The 19,806-nt window shown below is 67.8% G+C and carries 14 protein-coding genes; 4 read left to right on the top strand and 10 right to left on the bottom strand.

The annotated features are described in order from the left end of the window. Genes FPH17_RS10150 through FPH17_RS10115 form a run of 8 tightly spaced genes read right to left on the bottom strand, consistent with a single transcriptional unit; the run spans position 1 to position 12,382 of the window. Positions 1-2,049 (bottom strand): ATP-dependent DNA helicase UvrD2, encoded by a 2,049-nt coding sequence (locus FPH17_RS10150; RefSeq protein WP_154880320.1) that lies wholly within the window; start codon positions 2,047-2,049, stop codon positions 1-3. Between the two features lie 24 nt (positions 2,050-2,073). Then, positions 2,074-2,808 carry an NAD(+) diphosphatase gene (locus FPH17_RS10145; protein ID WP_244288102.1) on the bottom strand — a complete coding sequence of 245 codons (735 nt, stop codon included), beginning with the start codon at positions 2,806-2,808 and terminating at the stop codon, positions 2,074-2,076. A 7-nt stretch (positions 2,809-2,815) separates the two neighbouring features. After that, the gene (locus FPH17_RS10140; RefSeq protein ID WP_154880319.1) at positions 2,816-3,919 is read right to left on the bottom strand and encodes a potassium channel family protein; all 1,104 of its coding nucleotides are present in this window, start codon (positions 3,917-3,919) and stop codon (positions 2,816-2,818) included. Positions 3,920-3,940: 21 nt separating this feature from the next. Continuing rightward, on the bottom strand, positions 3,941-7,276 hold the full coding sequence (locus FPH17_RS10135; protein ID WP_154880361.1) for an ATP-dependent helicase: 3,336 nt from the start codon (positions 7,274-7,276) through the stop codon (positions 3,941-3,943). 1 nt (position 7,277) lies between these two features. Then, complete coding sequence (locus FPH17_RS10130) at positions 7,278-10,370, bottom strand: ATP-dependent DNA helicase (RefSeq protein WP_238397057.1); 3,093 nt, start codon at positions 10,368-10,370, stop codon at positions 7,278-7,280. An 18-nt stretch (positions 10,371-10,388) separates the two neighbouring features. Further along, positions 10,389-11,105, bottom strand: coding sequence for a hypothetical protein (locus FPH17_RS10125; RefSeq protein ID WP_154880317.1), 717 nt, complete (start codon positions 11,103-11,105; stop codon positions 10,389-10,391). Between the two features lie 9 nt (positions 11,106-11,114). Continuing rightward, positions 11,115-12,146 (bottom strand): DUF3152 domain-containing protein, encoded by a 1,032-nt coding sequence (locus FPH17_RS10120; RefSeq protein ID WP_154880315.1) that lies wholly within the window; start codon positions 12,144-12,146, stop codon positions 11,115-11,117. An 11-nt stretch (positions 12,147-12,157) separates the two neighbouring features. After that, on the bottom strand, positions 12,158-12,382 hold the full coding sequence (locus FPH17_RS10115; protein WP_154880313.1) for a DUF3107 domain-containing protein: 225 nt from the start codon (positions 12,380-12,382) through the stop codon (positions 12,158-12,160). Between the two features lie 96 nt (positions 12,383-12,478). Here FPH17_RS10115 and FPH17_RS10110 point away from each other — a divergent pair, with 96 nt between their 5' ends. Together FPH17_RS10110 and FPH17_RS10105 are read left to right on the top strand one after the other, a co-directional pair. Next, positions 12,479-13,789, top strand: coding sequence for a DEAD/DEAH box helicase (locus FPH17_RS10110; protein WP_095536385.1), 1,311 nt, complete (start codon positions 12,479-12,481; stop codon positions 13,787-13,789). Beyond that, positions 13,786-14,991: an Rv3212 family protein gene (locus tag FPH17_RS10105; RefSeq protein WP_154880311.1), complete on the top strand. Its 1,206-nt coding sequence runs from the start codon at positions 13,786-13,788 to the stop codon at positions 14,989-14,991. Before FPH17_RS10110 ends, FPH17_RS10105 begins: the two co-directional genes overlap by 4 nt. Before the next feature lie 21 nt (positions 14,992-15,012). Here FPH17_RS10105 and FPH17_RS10100 read toward each other — a convergent pair whose 3' ends face one another. Continuing rightward, a complete protein-coding gene (locus tag FPH17_RS10100) occupies positions 15,013-15,513 on the bottom strand; it encodes a hypothetical protein (RefSeq protein WP_244288101.1) in 501 nt (166 codons plus the stop codon). Between the two features lie 511 nt (positions 15,514-16,024). Between FPH17_RS10100 and FPH17_RS10095 the strand changes: the two genes are divergently transcribed. Together FPH17_RS10095 and FPH17_RS12250 are read left to right on the top strand one after the other, a co-directional pair. Next, positions 16,025-16,288 (top strand): WhiB family transcriptional regulator, encoded by a 264-nt coding sequence (locus tag FPH17_RS10095; RefSeq protein WP_095278793.1) that lies wholly within the window; start codon positions 16,025-16,027, stop codon positions 16,286-16,288. 151 nt (positions 16,289-16,439) lie between these two features. Beyond that, positions 16,440-16,514 carry a 50S ribosomal protein bL37 gene (locus FPH17_RS12250; RefSeq protein WP_095066802.1) on the top strand — a complete coding sequence of 25 codons (75 nt, stop codon included), beginning with the start codon at positions 16,440-16,442 and terminating at the stop codon, positions 16,512-16,514. 430 nt (positions 16,515-16,944) lie between these two features. On the opposite strand, the gene FPH17_RS11950 is transcribed toward FPH17_RS12250, so the two are convergent. After that, a complete protein-coding gene (locus tag FPH17_RS11950) occupies positions 16,945-19,299 on the bottom strand; it encodes a zinc-dependent metalloprotease (RefSeq protein ID WP_167496815.1) in 2,355 nt (784 codons plus the stop codon). Positions 19,300-19,806: the final 507 nt, after the last annotated feature.

The raw sequence follows: 19,806 nt of genomic DNA, 5'->3' as shown, positions 1-19,806 counted from the left end.
TCACCGGAACTCCGCGAGCGTGTCCAGCACGCCCTGGCCGTACTGCTCAATCTTGGCGGGGCCGACGCCGGAGATGCCGAGGAGCTCGTGCTCGTCGGCGGGCATGGCCTCCGCGATGGAAAGCAGCGTGGCGTCCGTGAACACGATGTAGGCGGGCTTGCCGGCCTCGCGCGCCTGGTCCCTCCGCCAGCGCTTGAGGGCGCCGAAGACGGCTTCGTCGTAGCTGGGTTCGCAGTCCTCGTGGCGTCCCAGCGTCTTCTCCGCGGGGGTGAACAGCAGGTTGTTGCACACGCGGCAGCGGCGGTTGCGCTTCAGCCGCTCGGGGGCCTTCTCCACCTCCAGCTCGGGGGCGATGCCGTCGAGGAAGCGCGAGCGGCTGCGTGACTTGCGCCCGCCCTCCTGTCTGGCGAAGGACCAGGACAGGCGCAGGTGCTCGCGGGCGCGCGTCACGCCGACGTAGAACAGGCGGCGCTCCTCTTCAACCTGGTCATCGCCCGCCTTGATTGCGTGCGAGATCGGCAGCGTATTCTCCACCAGACCGACCAGGAACACCGCGTCCCACTCCAGGCCCTTCGCGGCGTGCAGGCTGGCCAGCGTGACGCCGTCCACCGACGGCGGCTGCTTCGCGTCCGCGCGGCGGCGCAGCGACATCAGCACCTCCGGCAGGGTCTCCGCCTCGCGGCTGCGCACGATCTCCTCGATGAGGTCCACCAGCGCGCCGAGGGTCTGCCAGCGTTCGCGCGCCTTCGCGCCCTCCGGCTCGGTCGGCGTCAGCCCCAGCGGGCCGAGGGCGGCGCGGGCCACCGCCACTGGGTCATCCGGCAGGTCGCCGCGGCGCGATGCAGCAACGAGCGCGCGGATCGCCTCGCGGATCTCGCCGCGCTGGAAGAAGCCCTCCCCGCCGCGGACCTGGTACATGATGCCCGCGTCCGCGAGCGCCGCTTCGAACGCCGCCGACTGTGCGTTGATGCGGTAGAGGACGGCGATTTCTCGGGCGGGCACGCCGGCGTCGAGAAGCTCCCTGATCTGGATGGCTACCTCGCGCGCCTCGGTCGGCTCGTCATCGTACGCGGTGAACGTGGGCTGCGGGCCGTGCTCGCGCATGCCCTGCAGCTCGAGCCGGGTGCCCGCCTCGCGCCCCTTCGCCTTCCCAATCACGGTGTTGGCCAAGTCCGTGATCTCTGGGGTCGAGCGGTAGTCGCGCTGCAGCTTCACGACGGTCGCGTGCTCGTACGTCCGCGAAAAGTTCAACAAGTATTCCGGGGTCGCGCCAGTAAACGAGTAAATGGTCTGGTTGGCGTCGCCGACGACGGTGAGGTCGTCGCGCTGGCCCAGCCACCCCTCCAGGACGCGCTGCTGCAGCGGCGTGACGTCCTGATACTCGTCCACCACGAAGGACTGGTACTGGGCGCGGAACTCCTCCGCCACCGCGGGCGCGTTCTCCAGCGCGCCCGCGACGTGCAGCAAGAGGTCATCGAAGTCGAGGAGCATGCCGTCCGACGACGTCTTCGACTCCTCGTAGGCGCGGTAGACCTGGGCCACCTTCGCCGCGTCCGCGGGCGGGGTGCGCTTCGTCCCCGCGACGCGCTCGGCGTAGTCGTCCGGGCCGATGACGCTGGACTTCGCCCATTCGATCTCGCCGAGGAGGTCGCGCACCATTTCCTTGCCGGAATCCAGCCCGGCGGAGCGCGCCGCGCGGCCCACGAGCGGGAACTTGTTGTCCAGCAGCTTCCACGGCAGGTCGCCGGCGATCTGAGGCCAGAAGTACTGCAGCTGACGGCGCGCCGCAGCGTGGAAAGTACGAGCCTGCACCCCGCCCACACCCATGGTGCGCAGGCGGTCGCGCATCTCGCCCGCGGCGCGTTGCGTGAACGTCACCGCCAACACCTTCGTGGGCGCCACGATCCCCTGGTCCACTAGGTTGGCAATGCGGTACGTGATGGTGCGCGTCTTTCCCGTGCCGGCACCCGCGAGGATGCACACCGGGCCACGCGGAGCGGTGGCTGCCACGCGCTGGTCCTCATCCAACAAACTCAAGTCCACTGCCATCGGTGCGTCCTTTGTCCTTCCCTCTTAGATCTCGCCTGCGGCCCAGCGCTCGATCAGCTGCCGGGCGATGCTGCCTTCGGGCGCGAGCGTAAGCTCGCCCAGGTCCTCGCGCGTCGCCCAGATGACCTGGCTGAGCTCTCCATCTGTGTCCCCCACCTGGGCGTCGTTGACGGTGCGGGCGCGGAAGCCCAGCATCAGCGAGCCCGACAGCGCCCACGGCTGGGACCCAACATACGCGATGTCGGTGACCCGCCGCCCCGTCTCCTCCATGACCTCGCGCGCGAACGCGTCCTCCGCGCTCTCGCCCACGTCCATGTAGCCGGCGATGCAGGTGAAGAACCCCGGGCGGCGGCGGTTTTCCCCCAGCAGGATGCGGTCGCCGGCGGCGTGCTCGACGACCCGGATCACGCACGGGTCGATCCGCGGGAAGATCGGCGTACCGGACGCGCCGCGGGCGACGATCCCGGACTCGCCCCAGGTCAGCGGCGAGCCGTCTGCGGGGTCGAAGGCGTAACGCTCCCGCGCAGCCAGCAGGCCGACGGCCCGGGAGACGAGGTAGTTGTCCGCATGGCTGCGCGCGTGGCCCGTGCGCGGGGCGAGGTCGGCGGCGCTGGCGGAGCGCAGCCGCACGGCGGTGACCTCGGGCGTGATCTGCACCCGGGTGGTCACCTCGATCCCCGCCGGAAGCTCCGGAAACAGGAGTGGTGCGCCCTCGGCGGTGAGGGGGAGGTGCGAGGTGGCGTCGATAAGCAACAGCACGGGCGCGCTACTCCGACGGCTTCTGCGCCTCGGGCGACTCCTGCGGCTGGGTCATGCGCACGTAGAGCAGGCGGTCGCCCGGCTCGACGGTTTCCGCCTCGGGCACGTCCATGCGGTAGAGCTCTCCGGAGCGGACAACGCCGAGCACGATGTCGGCGAGGTGGCGCGGGTTGGAGCCGACCTCGTCGTCTGCGATGGGACGCTCCGCCACGGCAAAGCCCTCGTCGGGGCTGAGCAGGTCCTCCATCATCTCCACCACCGGCGGGGTGACGGTGGCGAGTCCCAGCAGGCGGCCCGTCGTTTCCGCGGACACCACCACGGAGTCCGCGCCGGACTGCATGAGCAGGTGCTGGTTTTCGCTCTCGCGGGCACTGGCCACAATCATGGCGCTGGGGGCGAGCTCGCGCACGGACAGGGTGACCAGGACCGCGGTGTCGTCCGAGCTCGGCGCAACCACGACGGAGCGGGCGCGGGTGATGCCGGCGACGCGCAGCACGTCGGACTTCGTAGCGTCGCCGTGGACGGTGACCAGGCCACGCTTTTCTGCCTGGCCCAGGGTGACCGGGTCCGAGTCGATGACGACGATGCTGGTGGGCGCGGTGTCCCCGGCGAGCAGGGCGTCCACTGCGGAGCGCCCCTTCGTGCCGTAGCCGACGACGATGGTGTGATTACGCACAGTTCTCCTCCACTGCTGAATTTGGAGTGTCTTACGGGAGTCCTCCGTAAGCACGGACAGGGTTGTGCCGACCAGGAGCATCAGGAAGGCGACGCGGGCCGGGGTGACCACGAAGATGTTGACCAGCCGCGCCCCTTGCGTCACCGGCGTGATGTCGCCGTAGCCGGTGGTGGACAGCGACACGGCCGAGTAATACAGGGCGTCCACAAACGTCAGCGGCTCGGAGTAGCCGTTCGAGTCCAGGTACACGATGAGCGCCATGGCCAGGACCAGCACCGCCGCGTAGCCGAAGCGGCGGGCAATGAGCACCCACGGCGTCGTGCGCTCCGCGGTCGGAATATTGATGACGTCCAGGAGCGTATGGACTGGGATGTCGTCGCGCTCCTCGTCGTCGCGGACCCGGTCGCGCCAGGCAAAGGGGTAGCGCAGCTGCATCGAATCGGGCTCCCTTCTGCTCTATCGCTCCGCCGCAGGTACGGCAGGGTCGGTGGACGGAATTGTCTCCGAATCCGAAACATTATCACCGTCAACGTCGAGGAGCTGTTCCAGCTCGTCCGCGCCCGGCAGGTGCTCGGGTGCGAAGGTCTCGCCGGTGCGCACGTAGAAGAACACCGCGCGCACCGGGGCGCCATCGCCCGCGATCCTGCGCCACGCTTCTTGGTAGACGGCCAACTGCAGTTTCGCTGCCTCCATCTGCGCCGGCTTCGGCTTCTCGCCGGTCTTCCAGTCCACGACGACCCACCCTGCGCCGCCCGAATCCCGGAACACGGCGTCCATCCGGCCGCGCACCACGGAGGTACCCAGGGCCAGCTCAAACGGGTATTCCACGTGGGCCGGGGTCCGGGCGGCCCACTCGCTGCGCTCGAAGGAGTCCTTGAGTCGGCGCAGCGTCGCGGCGTCCACCTCCGCCTCGTCGCCGCCGGGCAGCTCGTCCTCCGTGAGCAGCGGGCGCTGCCCGTAGAACTCTTCCAGCCATTCGTGGAACGCGGTGCCGCGCTTGGCGTAGGTGTTCGGCTTGAACGGGACCGGCCTGCGCGCCCGGCGCGCGAACTGCTCCTCGTCTGCCCTGAGCGCGACGACGTCCGAGGCCGTCAGCTCCGCGGGCATGACCACCAGCGTGTCCGGGGACTTCGCCCGTTCGTGTTCCTCGATGAGCGCGGTCACGTCGCGTTCCCAGAGCGAGAAGAGTTCGCCCTCTGCGAGCTCGGGCAGCTTCTCGACGCCACGCACCCGCCCCGCGGCCTCCACCTCCCCCGGGGCGAGCTGGTAGGCGGGCCAGGTGCCGGTGGCGGGGGCGTCGACAAGCGCCGGGGCGTCCTCGGTGGGCGTTTCCTCGGCCTCGGCTGCCTCGGCCCACTCGACCGTCTCGGGGACCAGCTGGCGCAGCGGGGCGAAGTGCTCGTAGGGCTTCGCGTCGCGGCGCACGTCGGGTTTGCGGCGCGAGCCGGTGATGAGGAGCTTGCGCTCCGCGCGGGTCACGGCAACGTAGAACAGGCGCGCCGATTCTTCCGCCAGGCCCGCGCGGACGAGCTTGAGCCAGGCGTCGGCGGCCTTTTCAAACTGGGTGCGGTTTTCCACCTCACCGAAGTCCGGCAAGTATTCGGGGTTGCCAAAGGACGCGTCGGGCACGCGCTGGACCCAGGTGAGGAATGTCTCCGCCTTGGCCGCGTACGTGTTGGCGTCTGCGTGCAGGACGGCGACGGTGTCCCACTCCAGTCCTTTCGCCTTGTGCGCTGTGAGGATCTGCACCCGGTCCGTGCGCGTCGGCACGTTGCCGGGTGCCAGGCCGTCCTCGTGCTCGCGGGCGAGCGCGAAATAGTCCAGCAGCCCCTCCACACTGGTGCCGGGGTAGGCGGCGACCGCGGAGAGCAGACTGTCCAGGTGGACGGTGCCTGCGGTGTTGCCCATCCCCTGGCGGGCCAGGACCTCGGTGCGGATGCCAAAGACGTCGATGATGTCCGCGAACAGGTCAGGCAGGCGTTTGCCCAGGCTGTTGGTGCGCAGGGAGCGGAGCTTAGCCGCCAGGTCCTGCAAGCGGCGCAGTCCTTCCTCGCTGTATCGCTCGGGCTCGCCCAGGTCCGCCACCGCGTCGGCGAGGCCTGCGGGGCGATCGGTAGACGCATTGAGTTCCGCGGCGCGGGCCACGAGCTCGTCCAGCTGGGCCGCCAGCCGCTCCTGCGCGGTCTGCGGGTCCGCGTGCTCGGGCCCGCTGGGGTCGACGCCGGCGCTGGCCCCGGTCGCACGCAGGTTCACCGCACGCGAGGCCAGCGCGGCGAGGTCCGCGAGCCCCAGGCCGACGGCGGGGCCGCCGAGGATGCGCAGCGCGGCTGCCGAGTCCGCGGGCCGCACCAGCATCGTGGCCACCGCGAGGGTGTCGGCGACTTCAGGGATGTCCAGCAGCCCGCCCACGCCGACGATTTCGAAGGGCACGCCGCGCGCCCCGAGCGCCTCCGCTACCTCGGCGGAATGCCGGTTCTTGCGCACCAACACGGCGGCGGAAAACGACGCGTCGTCCCGCGCGCACTGTGCGTATTGGGCGGCCAGGTTGTCCGCCACGAACGCGAGTTCCTCCTTGTTGGTGGCGAAGAAGCCGAGCGCGACCTCGCCTGCTTGCGCCCCGGGGCGGGCCGCCAGCGGCGCGACGGCGCGGTTGTCCCCGCGCCCGAGGACCGCGTCGGAGATGCTGTTTGCCAGCGCGAGGACCTCCGGCGGGTTGCGCCAGGACGTGGTCAGCTGCTTCTTCGGCGCGGGTGCGCCGCCCGCAGCCGGGAAATCGTGGACGAAGGCCTGGAGGTTGGCGGCGGTGGCCCCGCGCCAGCCGTAGATGGCCTGCATCGGGTCGCCGACGGCGGTCACGGTGAGGTCTGGGTCCGCGCCCTGCCCGAACAGGTTGCGCAGTAGCACGCGCTGGGCGTGCGAGGTGTCTTGGTACTCGTCCAGCATGACCACGCGGAAGCGCTGGCGCTGCGCCTTACCCACGCCCTGGTGGTCGCGCGCCAGCTTGGCGGCGACCGACATCTGCTCATTAAACGTGACCACCCCGCGCGCCCGCAGCTCCTCGTTGAGGGCCCGGGCCAGCGGCAGGTATGCGCGGCGTTCCTCCTGGGTCGCGCGCCATCCGCGCAGCTTCTTGGTGAATTCGGTGCGCGCCCGCGGCGCCAAGGGCAGCGACTCCGTTTCCGCGAGGAACGCCGCCGCGTCCTGGTCTACCTCGTCGGGCGTGGTCAGCTCGTTGCCCATGGAGGTCATCAGCGCCAGCAGCCCGTCCACCACGGTGGACACGGACGGGTTGCGCCCGTCGGCGGAAATGATGCGTCCGGGGTAGTCGGTGACCACCTCCGTGGCGATGGCGTACAGTTCCGCCGCGGTGATGAGCCGCGAGTCCGGTTCCACAGGAACGAGCAGCCCAAACTCGCGGACGAGGTCCCCCGCGTACGCATCGTACGTAGCTACGGTCGGGGCGATGACCTGCAGCGCGTCCGCGAGCTGCCCGCCCGGGTCCAGGCGGCGCACCAGGTCCCGGTTGGCGGCCAGCGTGCCGAGCCGGTCGCGGATGCGTTTGCCCAGCTCCTGCGCCGCCTTGCGCGTAAACGTCAGGCCCAGGATCTCGTCGGGGCGGGCGTAGCCGTTGGCCACGAGCCACACCACGCGCGCGGCCATGGTTTCCGTCTTTCCGGCCCCAGCGCCGGCGACCACCAGCAGCGGGCCCGGAGCCGCGCCGATCACGTCGGCCTGTTGCTCGGTGGGCGGGAACTTTTGCTGCAGGTACCGCGAGAGCACGGTTGGTGACATATCAGGCGTTGTCTGCGACACGGGTGACCACCTCTCCTTCCGGTTGTACTGGGCACAGGGCGCGCACCGCGCAGCGCTCACAATGCGGCCCGGCCACGGCGCGCAGCTCGGGCCCCGCCAGCGCCGCCGGCAGCGGCTCCAACAGCTGTGTGAGCGCGTCCAGCTCCTCGGGCGTTTTTGGCGCCTGCTCGCGGGTGGCGCGCTTCGATTTTTCCGCATTCGGGTAGACCAGCACGGCCCCACCAACCTCCAGCGGTTCGTCGCCGTCGCGCGCGGTGGTGACGGCGTTCCCGTCGATCCGCCCCCGCGACAGCGCCAGCTGGTAGGCGGCGAGCTGCATGTTCTCGGCCGTGTCGGCGTTCGTTGGCACTGCGCTTCCCGTCTTCAGGTCCACGATGTGGACCTTCCCGGACTCCTCGCGCTCGAGCCTGTCCAGCCGCCCGGCGATGCGCACCGTATCGTCCACGTCCACGCTCACCGGGATCTCCACTCCGACCTGGGTAAACGCGCTTCTGGATTCCTCCAGCCACTGCGCGGTCCGCTCCAGCATCGCCTCGAAGTCCGCCACGTCGCGCTCCGCCTTCCACGCCGGCCCGTCCTCGGCGTCGCGCCGCGCCGCCACCGCCGCCGCGCGCGCCTCCGCCTCATCCACGCCGCGCCCCAGCGCCTCCAGGTACGCGTGCGCCATCGACCCGTAAATCATCGCCAGGTTGTCATCCAGCCCAACCATCCGCTCAAGCACCTCGCGCATCGGGCACTGCAGTAGCCGCTCGATGCGCGACGGTGACAGCGTCGTCGCCTCCGCCAGGGCAGTGCTTACCGACGCCCCTCCGATCCCCCACCACTGCGCAGGATCAGCCCCGGGCACACCGGCTCGGGCCAGCCGCACCAGCTGGCGCACCGCCTGCTCCCGCACCGCCTCGCTGCTCTCGGGCGAGGCGAGCGCCCGGCGCAGCTCCGCGACGATCTCGTCCCGGGCGAGCAGGCGCACCCGCGCCTCCGGCTCCGCGTCGCCCCCGACCCCGCTGGTCTCTCGGGCGAGCTCCACGTCCTGGGCCTCGATGTCGAAGTCGCGACAGTACTCCTCGATGAACCGCGAGGGGACGATCAGCTCGTCACCGTCCTGATCGTCCACCGCGGTGACGAGCACGCGATCCGTCGCGCGTGTGACAGCCACCCAGAACAGTCGGCGCTCCTCGGCCAGGCGCTCGGCCGTCCGCGAGATTGGCACGTTCGGCTCGACCCCGTTGTCCAGCAGGTCCATGAGGTCCTCCTGACGGAAGAGCGAGCCAGTCTCTCCCAGGCTCGGCCACGAGTTCTCCTGCACGCCGGCCACGATGACGCGCGCGAACTCGCGGCCCGCCACGCCGTGCGCGGTGAGCAGCGCCACCGCGTCGGGCGCCGCGCTGCGTCGATCGCGCACGCCGGTCGGCAGCTCCTGTGCGTCAATGTCGGCCACGAACGAGTCCACTCCCGCGGCGGCGCGGCGCTCGGTGAAATCGCCGGCGGCGTCGAAAAGCGCCATGACCGCGTCCAAGTCCCTGTCCGCCTGCGAGCCGCTCGCCCCGCCGCGCAGGGCGACCGCGAGCAGGTGGTCCGACAGCCCGGTCGCGTGCCAGAGCGCCCAGAGCACCTCCTCCACGCTGCCGCCGTCCGCCTGCGCCCGCCTGGCGGCGTCGAGCACCCGCCGCACGCGCGTGAGGATCGAGAGCTCGCGGTCCGTGAGCACGGGGCCAAAGTCCGGCAGCTCCGCAGGGCTGAGCAGCAGGCGGCGCAGGCTCTCCTCCGCGCGCACCTCGGGTGCCCAGCGGCGCAGGCCGCGCAACAGGCGGCGCAGGGTGACGGGGTCGGCGCCGCCGACGGGGCCGAGCAGGAAGTCGCGCCACTGCGCGGGGGTGAGCTCCTGGTCCAGCGCGCGCAGGCCGGTGAGCAGGGCCGCAACGATGCGCTGCTCACCGAGCACTACGTCGGTGGGGTTGAGCATCACCGGCACCCCGGCGTGCAGCAGCGCGCGGCGCACCGGCTCCAGCATCGGCGTGGAACGCACCACGACGGCCATGTCCCGGTAGGCCACCCCGTCCTCCAGGTGCGCGCGGCGCAGGGCGTCCGCCACCGCGGCATGCTGGGCGGCGTCGCTCCGCGTGACGGCCACGCGCCGCGCGGGGTCGCGGCGCGACTCCCCCAGGTCAATCACCTGGTGGTCGAGACCGCCCAAGTCGTGGAAGAAGCGCGGGGAGGCACCGCGGAAGTGGAAGATGGACTGCGCGACATCCCCTCCGACGACGCCGAGTGCTGCGCCGGAAAGGAGCCGCCGCACGAATTCGGCGGGGGCGGGGGCGAGGTGCTGGGCATCGTCGACAAGCACTGCGTCCCATCTGGGCACCTCCCCGCGCAGGACCTCGCTGATCAGCTCGGACGCGGAGAATCTGGTGGCCGGGGTGAGCGCCATGACCTGCTGGTACTCGCGCAGGAAGTCGGCGGAGGCGCACCAGATGGGCACGTCGTAGCGCTCGCCGAGTCCGCGCAGCTCGTCGGCGGTGAGCCCGCGCTCGACCGCGCGCAGGAGCACATCGCGCAGCTGTCGGGCAAAGCCGAGCATGCCCATCGCGGGGCGCAGCTCCTCGGGCCAGGTGCCGCGTACGTCCTCCACCTGGCCGGCAAGAAGCTCGCGGATCACGGCGTCCTGCTCGGCGCCGGAGATCAGGCGGATCTCCTCGTCGAAGCGCTGCCGCAGCACCGCGAACGCGAGCGAATGGACGGAGCGCACCATCGGCTCGCTGGCGACAAACCCGCTGCGCGCGAGCCGGTCGGACATCTCTGCGCGCAGCCGGGCCGCCGCCTCCTTGGAGTCCGTCACGACGACGATGCCGCTAGCGTCCCTGCCCTGCTCGGCCAGCCGAAGCGCCGCGGCCACCGCCGTATCCACTAGGAAGCTGGACACGCCGGAGCCGGCCTCGCCGGTGACCTTCCACAGCCCGCTCGCCGGAAGCGCAACGGGCCAGGAGCGCTGCGCGGTCGTGCGGCGGCGCGGGACAAGGCGCGCGCGGGGGATCCGCGCGGCGGGAGTCATCGGTTCGGTGCGTGGGGTTGGCATGCGCCCTAGTCTGCCAGGCTAGGCGGACACGAGGACCTCGCGCACCCAGGAAACCCTCGAACCTATGTTCGCACCGGTGGTGCGGGCTGCGATTTCGCGGAACTCGAGCGCCCGCTCCGCCAAGAACCCCACGTCGGGGATGTGCGCCCAGCGCGACACCACACCGTCATCCACCGCCCCGGCCAGCAAGCCGTCCACCATCGTCAGCGCGGCCGTGTAGCCGCGGGGGCGCGGGTTCACCGAGGGCACCAGCTCCGTCACCACCGGCGCCTCCGTGCCGGAAAACAGGCAGCACGCGAGGAAATCGATATGGGCGGTGACCAGCTGGTTCTCCGCGGGGTCCAGGTCGAAGCCTCGCCAGGCCGCGCGGTCCGCCTCCGCCCATGCATCGTCGCGGGGTGCGGGTGGGGCGTTGAACTGGGTGAGTGGGGCGTCGATAAGCAACGCCGCAGCGATCGCCTCATCGACGCGCGCGGCCGGCTCCCCCGGCGCGAACTCGTTGGCGCAAAACCCGTTGACCACGAGGCGGCCGTCGGTGGAGCGCACCGGTCGCGCGAAGCGGACGCCGCCGAGCGAATCGCCCAGCTTGTCGCGCACCTTGCCCGACCAGGCGGCGGTCTGCGTCGCGCGAGCCACCACAACGTGGCCGAAGCGCAGGCCGTTGTCCCACGCGGGCGAGGTCGGCGTGCCGCGCCCCTCCAACTGGAAGGCGGAAAGTACGTGCTCCGGAATCAAGGCGCCCCCCTAGCTCGCCGCAGGGCGCGGGTAGGGCCACGGGTTGGCCAGGCACGTGTCCGGGTTATCCGGGTAGACCTCTTCCGGGTCAAAGGAGTGCAGCTGGCCGTTGTTCAGGCTCAGGGTCTGCTGCATCATCACCGGCGCGAGGGCGCCATCCGCCGGGCACGGCTCGTGCGATGCGAAACCAAGGGCGTGCCCCACCTCGTGGTTGATCAGGTACTGGCGGTAGCGGCCCAGGTCGCCCTCGAACGGCGCTGCGCCGCGCACCCAGCGGGCCTCATTGAGCACGACGGTGTCATCCCCCGTGATCATGGTCCGGCAACTCGTTTCCATGTCCAGCTCCATGCCGCACATCTCCTGCGCGGTCTTCAGCGAGGTAAGGCGGATCTTCACGTCCGGGTTGTCAGCGCCGGAGACGTGCTCGAAGCGGAAGCGCGGGTCGTTGGTCCAGCTGCGCGGATCCAGCAGCGTCGCGTCCACCATTTCAGCGACGGCTTGGTCGCCGCCGTACGGGTTGGTATCCACCCCGTTTTCCACCTCGACGACGTAGCGCAGCGTCAGCTCGTCGCCCTTGCCCCCGTTGGCGCCCGGCGCGCCCACCTCGCGGTACGTGCCCTCTCCGGCCTCCGCGATCGGTCCACCCGGCGGCAGCTCCAACGCGTTCTGCACCCCCTCCGGCAGTTCGGCGGGCTTGCGCTCGACGTCGCCCTCGTCGTTGCTCGAATCCTGGCCTGCGGCGCCAATTCCGCGCTCGGAGTGCCCCTCCGATCCGGCAGCGTCCACCACGGGAGAGCCCGGGTTTTGGAACATGTTCACTACGACGAGCAGCGTCAGGACCGCGAGGACCGGGATTGCGTAGGCACGCCACCCGTACTCGCGGGCAAAGCGGACGAGGCGGCCTTCGCCGCCGTCATCGTCGCCGTCCCACTCACCGAAGAAGTCCTCCGCGTTGGCGTTTGCGTCATCCGCACCCGGTGCGTCCACATCGCGCCGGTCGTTCGCGTCGGGCCACTCGGCGTTGCTCTGCCTCGTCGTCATAACCTCTCAATCTATCGCATGAAGCCGACAGAGCGCGCGGTGGCCGAGCCCTGCTCCACGTACGCGATCCGGTCCGTGCGGATGAGGTAGGTACGCTCCTTCTCATCCACCACCTTCAGGGTCGACTGCCCGGACTCAATCGCCTGTTCAACCACACTGAGGATGTCCTCCTGCCCTTCCGGCAGCTTGATCACGAGTTCGCGCGCGGTGTCGGCCAGACCAAACTTGATGTCCATAAAAGCGGGTCACGTTCCTTCACTAGTAGTTTTGCTTGTACCGGCTCGTTGTTAAGCGGTGGCCCTATTGTAACGGCCTCAAGCTAAGATGAGCGTGTGCCTAGATCAGCTGAGAGTGAACACCGCCCCGCCCCGACATTCGAGGAACTCGGTGTCGCCGCCGAGCTGCTCGACGCGTTGGCGGAGCAGGGCATCGAGCGGACCTTCTCCATCCAGGAGCTGGCCATCCCACTCGCGCTCGACGGGCGCGACCTCATCGGGCAGGCCCGCACCGGCATGGGCAAGACCTACGCCTTCGGCATCCCCCTGCTGGACCGCGTGTTTGATGACGCCGCGATTGCGGAACTCGACGGCACGCCGCGCGCCCTCGTCGTCGTGCCCACGCGCGAGCTCGCCGCCCAGGTCGGCGAGGACCTCGAGCGCGCCTCCATACACACCCCGGTCCGTGTCGCCACAATCTACGGCGGCAGGCCGTATGAGGAGCAGCTCGCGGCTATCGACGCCGGCGTGGACGTCATCGTCGGCACCCCGGGCCGCCTGCTCGACCTCCTGCAGCGCGGCGACCTCTCGCTGAGTCAGGTGGCCATCCTCGTGCTCGACGAGGCCGACGAGATGCTGGACATGGGCTTCCTTCCCGACATCCAGAAGCTGTGGGCGGCGCTGCCGGAGCAGATCCAAACTCTGCTCTTTTCCGCGACGATGCCGGCACCGATCCTCACGCTCGCACGCTCGATGATGCGCACCCCCGTGCACATCCGCGCCGAGGCACCGAACGCGTCGGCCACCCATGCGAGCACGAAACAGGTGGTGTTCCGCTCCCACCGGATGGACAAGCCGGAAGTCCTCGCACGTCTCCTGCAGGCCCCGCACCGCGGGCGCACCATTATCTTCGCGCGTACGAAGCGCACCGCCGCCGAGGTCGCCGAGGACCTGGCGCAGCGCGGCTTCCCCGTCGGCACCGTCCACGGTGACCTTCGCCAGGAGGCGCGGCAGAAGTCACTCGACGCGTTCCGCACCGGCGAGGTGGAGATCCTCGTGGCCACAGACGTCGCGGCCCGGGGCATCGACGTCGACGACGTCACGCACGTGGTGAACTACCAGACCCCGGATGACCCGATGACGTACGTCCACCGCATCGGACGCACCGGGCGCGCCGGCCACTCCGGCACGGCGGTCACCCTGGTCGGGTTCGACGAGCAACACAAGTGGGAACTCATCGATTCCGAGCTCTCGCTAGGCAAGAAGGAGCTGCCCACCTGGTTTTCCACCTCCCCGGAACTGTTCGAGGCGCTGGACATTCCGGACTCGGCTGCACCAACCGTGGGCCGCCCGCGTAAAGTTCTCGGGGCGCGGCCAAAACGGCCAGCGGAAAAGAGCCAGAAAAAGCAGGGAAGGAACCGGCGTTGAATTCACCGTTGCGACGTACCCGGGGCGATCTGATCGCCACCGGTGTCATAACCGCCGTATCGGCAGGCCTCCTGGCCACAGCGTTCTTCACCGCGCCGATTCGCTCTTCCGAGCTCACCCCGGCTGCGGAGCAGCAGGAGGACTACGGTCAGTTGGCGGTCGTGCCAGAGTCGCTCACCGAGTCGTTCCGCCTGCCCGACTCCTCCCCCAACTCGGCTCCGCTGGTGGTCAACGGCCTCATCATCACGTACAACGACCACACCATCACCGCCACCACCCCGGAGGGCGACACCGCCTGGACGTACACTCGCGACAAGGAGCTGTGCACGCTCGCCGGGGCGTGGGACAAGGTGGTTGCGGACTACCGCGGCAATGGCGGCTGCGGCGACGTCGTGGGTATTGATGCAAAGACCGGCGAGTACGCGTCGACACGCTCCGCCCCAGGCCCCGAACAGGTGGCGAACGTCTCCTCCAACGACCGCGTCGGGTACGTCAGTTCGCAGCACGTCGAGCTGTGGCGCTCTGACCTGGTGCGCACCGTGGAGTACGGCACCATCGAGGCCCCGCAGGAGCCCGACATGCAGCCCAACGAGTGCCCGATCACGTCGGCGCTCACCCGCACCGAGCTCCTCGCCGTCACCGAGGTGTGCGACGGCGGCACATTCCTCCGCTTCCAAAACGCCACCCCGGAGGACTCCCGCTCGCCGGAGATGAACGGCTCCGTCGAGCTCCCCGAGGGCGCCTACCTCGTCGGTATCTCCCAGGACGCCGCCGCGATCTACGACCCGCAGTCTTCAGAGGTACGCTCCTACAACAAGGACGGCAAGGAGCTCAAGGTCTCGGAGGTCCCGGAGCTGCCAGAGCCTGAGCAGCTTGACGACGCCACCCGCATCCTCCCCGTCCACGACCTCCCCCACCACATGACGTACCACGTGGGCGACTACCTTCTGCTCCTGGACCCCGCCGAGCTCAACGTCACCGGCGTGTTCCAGGGCGCGAAGGGCACCGGCTTCTCCGCCGACGACCGCCTCCTCTACGCCTCGGATTCCGGCATTGCGGTGATCAACTGGGACAAGAACTCCGTAGAGAAGATCATCCCCGTGGACCGCGGCGACTACAACGGGCCGATCTCCATCGACTCCGCGGGCACCACCGTGGTGGAAAAGCGCGGCGACGAGATCGTCGCGCTCAGCGCCGAGTAGTCGCGGGCACCGGGGCGTCGATTAGCGCTCTGCTTTGCGCAGCTCGTAACGGGCTTCGTTGTACTGCGCCGTCTGCGGGTGGAACACGGTGAACAACACGAGTGCGGCGGAGATGCCGGTAACGATGCCCAGGGCGACCGCGCCGCCGGTCACCATATAGAAGGCGACACCGATGAGGATCGCCTGGATCAGGACGATTGCGCCCGTGCTGCGCGGCCGGCCCTGCAGCGTGCGTATGGCCACGAACGCGACAAAGCCGAAGATGATGAGCAGGAAGACCGCAGTGCCGAGGGGGACGAAGTGCGTCGCTGCGGAATCGGACTCCAGCGAGCTGTCCTGCACCCCGCGGACCTGGGCGACGAGGAGGCTGCCCGCGTACACAAATATGGCAAGGCATTGGACGAGGACGACGACGGCGCCGAACCGCATGATGGGCGGAACCACCGCGGAGGCACGCCGTGCCGTTTCCAGGTCCATTGGCGGGCGTGGTTGACGAGGAGAGCGGGATTTCTTTTCAGTCACGTCTTGTTAGTCTAACCGTCACTTTGCGGTCGACTTCACCGCGACATCACCGGCTGCAGTAGCAGCACCGTCACAGCCATCGCGGAAGAACCGGGGCGGAATCACAGTTTCTTGATTTGACCTTCCCACCCGCGTGTGCGTGCGCAAAAATTCCCATTTGCGCAGTTCAAACCGTTGATGACGCGTTCCCAAATTCGTTGGAAATCCCAATATGAACTGCGCGGAGGGGAAAAATTCATATGATTAGTGTCACATTTCGGCCTCTACCCCTAGCGCGCACTGGCAATTCGTGCCATTATTCTCAGGTAGCAAAAACAACGGGCTGGTAACACAGCCCTTAACCCCAAGACACCACAGGGTTAACGCCAGGGAAACCGGCAGCCGGATCCCACCGCTGGGAACACCGCCCGGAACCTGGAATCAAACTTAGTTTGCAACTCGCCTCCCGCGAAGAGGCGAAGAAGTGGTGTGCGCGAAACCTGTTCAACGCTTATGTAAGGAGTATTTCATCATGGATTGGCGCCACGAAGCAATTTGCCGCGACGAGGACCCGGAACTGTTCTTCCCTGTCGGTAACTCCGGCCCTGCCCTGTCCCAGATCGCCCAGGCTAAGATGGTCTGCAACCGCTGCCCCGTCACCTCCCAGTGCCTGAAGTGGGCCCTGGAAACCGGCCAGGACGCCGGCGTGTGGGGCGGCCTGTCCGAGGAGGAGCGTCGCGCCATCAAGCGTCGCAACAAGGCACTGGCTCGCAACCGCGCCCGCCTGTCTGCGTAACGCGAACTCCCCCACTCCGCATCACGCATCGCGTCGCCCGGGCGTACATCCCCGTGAAGCAGGGACAATTTCCCTGTAGGCACGTCCGAGCGATAAAGTGGAGTACCTGAACTTTGATCGCCCAGAACCGAACAGAACTAAGGAGGCTCCCATGAGCAAGCGTGGTCGTAAGCGCAAGGACCGTCGCAAGAAGAGTGCAAACCGCGGCAAGCGTCCTAACTCTTAAGAACAGCGCAGCGCCCCCTCCCCGACTTTCCCACAATGTCGGCGAGGGGGCGTTGTCATGCGCGGGGTCGGCGGCACTTGTTGCTGGCTTGGTTTGTTGCTGGCCTGATTGCTCTGTCCGGGCGCGCTGCCTACCCCGGTGAGGATCGCGCCAACCGCAAGAACGCATCAAACGGAGCTAGCTCCATCTGGCCCGCCGACACCAACAAAACCCCAGGTCGGCACCCAACCCACCACCCAAACGGAGCTAGCTCCATCTGGCCGCGCACCACCGCACCCACAGACGCCACCTCACCGCACCCAAACTCACCCCCCCCCAGAGCCCGGAAAACTCCGCCTCCGCACACAAGAAACCCTCGCGTAGATACGCCAAAGGCCTGGCCAACATGGCCAGGCCTTCCGCACAATCCGTCTCACTTAGCCGAACACGCTTAGCCGAGCACTCCGGAGCCGAGGGCAGCGGCAGCGCCGCCGATGATGGCCAGGATCGCGATGATCGGCACGATGATGGCGGCGATGTTCGGGCCGCCTTCCGCACGGCTGTCGTCGGAAGCCGTGTGCAGCTCCTTCTTCTCCGGCTGGTCCTGCGTCTTCGGCGACGCCACCGTGGTCATTGCACCGTCGTCGTTCTTGGTCGACTCCTTCGACTTCGCCGGCGCCGCCTTGGACGGTGCCGCCTCGACGGTCGGATTTGCCGTTGCGGTCTCGGTAGCAGCCTCCTGAGACTTCGCGGTCTTGGTCGTCTTTGCGGGCGCGTTGGTAGCGCCTGCCATCGCTGCAGAGTTCGCGGATGCCTTGCCGGCCTTGACGTCAACGGCGAAGCGGTCCTCGAAGGCGGTCTCGCCCTTCTCGTTGGTGACCTTCACGTCAAGCGGCATGATGGCTGCGTCGCCAGCGGTCACCGGCACGGTGACGGTGGCCTCGTCACGGTCGGTCAGCGCGCCGTCGAGGACGATGTCCCTGGAGGCGTCGCCGTGCGGGGTGACCACCTGGACGGTGTAGCGGTTCAGGTCCGCGCCCCTGTTGTTCACCTTCAGGGTGACTTTGCCGACCTTGCCCGCCTCGAGGTTGGAGCTTGCCACCTCGACGTCGACGGTGCCCTCGTTCTTCTCCGCCTTGGTCAGGTCCTGCTGGTACTTGGCTGCAGTCTTCGCGGCAGCGGCATCAACCTTCGTGCTCTTGACGCCGGCGGTGCCCACGGGCTTGCCAATGTGGCCGGTGTTGATGATCAGGTTGTCCCAGTCGGCGGGGACCCGATAGTCACCGGTGTAGCAGTTTGCGCCCGGGTTGTAGCATTCCTGCGGCAGCTCGCCGCCGGAGACGGACTCGTCGTCGGAGTAGTCAAAGTGGCTGAACTGGTAGAGGTAGTTCATCACCGAGTGGTAGTTGGGCAGGTAGTCGGAGTCCGGGACCTGGTTGGCAAACTTGGTGGAGCCGTTGTGGTCCAGGCCGAGGGTGTGGCCCAGCTCGTGGAGGATGGTGTTGCGGAACTGCTCGTCAGTGGTCATCCGGTCGTGGTTGGCCACGTAGAACGCGTTGTCACCAACCGTGGAGACACCCACCGAGTAGGTGCTCGGGTCCATCTGGTCGCCGACCATGCCGCTGCGGAAGACTGCGGAGCGGTCGCCCAGCATCTCATCGATGTTGTCCATGAGCTTGACGCCCTGCGACTCGTTCTGGAAGTAGTACTTCGTGTAGTCGCCGTAGACGCCACCGTGGCGCTCCGAGTAGTTCGGGATGTTGGTGTAGGACTCGCCGGCGTCGATGTGCAGGTTCACGTCGTGGTCCGCAAAGAGGTCGACAAGCTGCTGCAGTATGTCGTTGCTCGGGCGGTAGCTCTTCGTGTTTGCGTCCGCGCAGGCTGCCTGCTGCGGATTGTCAAAGCAGCCGAGAGACTCGTATTCGGACGGCATCCAGTTCATCTGCAGGAAGATGTCGGGGCGGTTCGGATCTGCGCCCCATGCGTTGAGGGGGAGCTCGGTGCCGTCGTTAAGCGTGAGCCCCTGCTCCTCCCAAGCGTTGGCGAGGCCGTCGCCGTCGGTGTCCTCGGCGCCGTCCTGGGTGTGCATCGTCATCGTGGTCTCTGCGACGACGGTCTGGCCGGCGGCGATGTCGTCGAACCAGCGGCCGCGCTGGAACTGGGCACCGGACTCGTCGACGAAGCCGACCTCGTCCGGGTTGGTCGTGCCGTTGAAGGAGCTCGCAGCGCCGGAGTAGGTCGCGCCATCGAAGGAGATCTCCGTATCGTAGCCCAGGGACTCGGGGCCGACCGTGAAGCGGCCGTCCTCGTAGGACCCTTGCAGCTCGCGCGCGGTGTTGATCTGGTTGGTCATGTCCAGCTGGTAGTAGGAGTCGCTGCCGCTGGTGTTTGTGATTTCGGTACGGACGGTGGCCGTGTTGCCATCGATGCGGAACTCGCGGGTGAACTGTACACCGAGGTTGCGGTCCTCGTTGCGCATCGTGATCACGTCGGCCTTGCCGTCCTTGCGGGTCTGCACCTTGGTGTTCGCGCCGCTCATCTCAAGCTTCTGGCCGCCGAAGCGGAAGTCGATGTAGAAGGAAGAGTCCTGGGTGCCGCCGACGGAAGCCGGGTCGGTGAATTTAAAGGAGGAGATGCGGCCCTTGTCCAGCTCGACGTTGTGGAAGAAGGGGCCGACCTCGTCGGCGGTCACGGTGACCACGCTTGGGTCGTCAACAACCTTTGCCTCCGCGGGAACCTGGAAGGCGGGCACCATTACTGCGAGCGCGCAAGTGGCGGCAAGTGCTTTGCGGGCGATGGCGTTCATGACTGGTTCCTCTTCTCGGTTCAGCGGGCCGCGTGGATGGTGTCCGTGCGCTGTCCGCAGCGTGTCTGTTCTGTTGTTTACGGGCTTTAGTTTATGCACGAGGAGTATGCAGAGGGAAGCTGTGTAAATCCAACTACGAATTTTTACCGTTTTATCCGTTCTATTTACTGATTGTTCAACACGTTATCAGGGTCTGGCTGGGATTTGTGGTCACGTGCATACGTAAATTGTTCTACAACCGCTCCCGAAATGCGGCCGACATTTAAGAACCATAAGAATTGTTCAACAGTCCACAAGAGTGTATATTATACCCCTTAAGAATAGTTATACATGCAATCACAGCTATCATTCCCAGCAACCTGGACTTTTTGGACATTCCTCCGAATATTGAATGTTTTCCTAAGACGGACCAATCAGGAAACACCTAGGCAAAAAATACTTAGGTTTCCTCAGCCGACTTAGGCGGCGATTGTTCACCAATCGCCACCCCCGAAAATCACCCCCGTT

It is taken from the genome of Corynebacterium gottingense (assembly GCF_007559235.1).
Taxonomy (GTDB): Bacteria; Actinomycetota; Actinomycetes; order Mycobacteriales; family Mycobacteriaceae; genus Corynebacterium; species Corynebacterium gottingense.
The sequence above is the reverse complement of the archived record's forward strand: the minus strand, read 5'-3'. Positions and strand labels throughout refer to the sequence as shown.

Bases quoted from the DNA above. Each gene is read 5' to 3' on its own strand.
- FPH17_RS10150 (WP_154880320.1), bottom strand. From the start codon at position 2,049: ATGGCAGTGGACTTGAGTTTGTTGGATGAGGACCAGCGCGTGGCAGCC.
- FPH17_RS10140 (WP_154880319.1), bottom strand. From the start codon at position 3,919: ATGCAGCTGCGCTACCCCTTTGCCTGGCGCGACCGGGTCCGCGACGAC.
- FPH17_RS10135 (WP_154880361.1), bottom strand. From the start codon at position 7,276: ATGTCACCAACCGTGCTCTCGCGGTACCTGCAGCAAAAGTTCCCGCCC.
- FPH17_RS10130 (WP_238397057.1), bottom strand. From the start codon at position 10,370: ATGCCAACCCCACGCACCGAACCGATGACTCCCGCCGCGCGGATCCCC.
- FPH17_RS10120 (WP_154880315.1), bottom strand. From the start codon at position 12,146: ATGACGACGAGGCAGAGCAACGCCGAGTGGCCCGACGCGAACGACCGG.
- FPH17_RS10115 (WP_154880313.1), bottom strand. From the start codon at position 12,382: ATGGACATCAAGTTTGGTCTGGCCGACACCGCGCGCGAACTCGTGATC.
- FPH17_RS10095 (WP_095278793.1), top strand. From the start codon at position 16,025: ATGGATTGGCGCCACGAAGCAATTTGCCGCGACGAGGACCCGGAACTG.
- FPH17_RS11950 (WP_167496815.1), bottom strand. From the start codon at position 19,299: ATGAACGCCATCGCCCGCAAAGCACTTGCCGCCACTTGCGCGCTCGCA.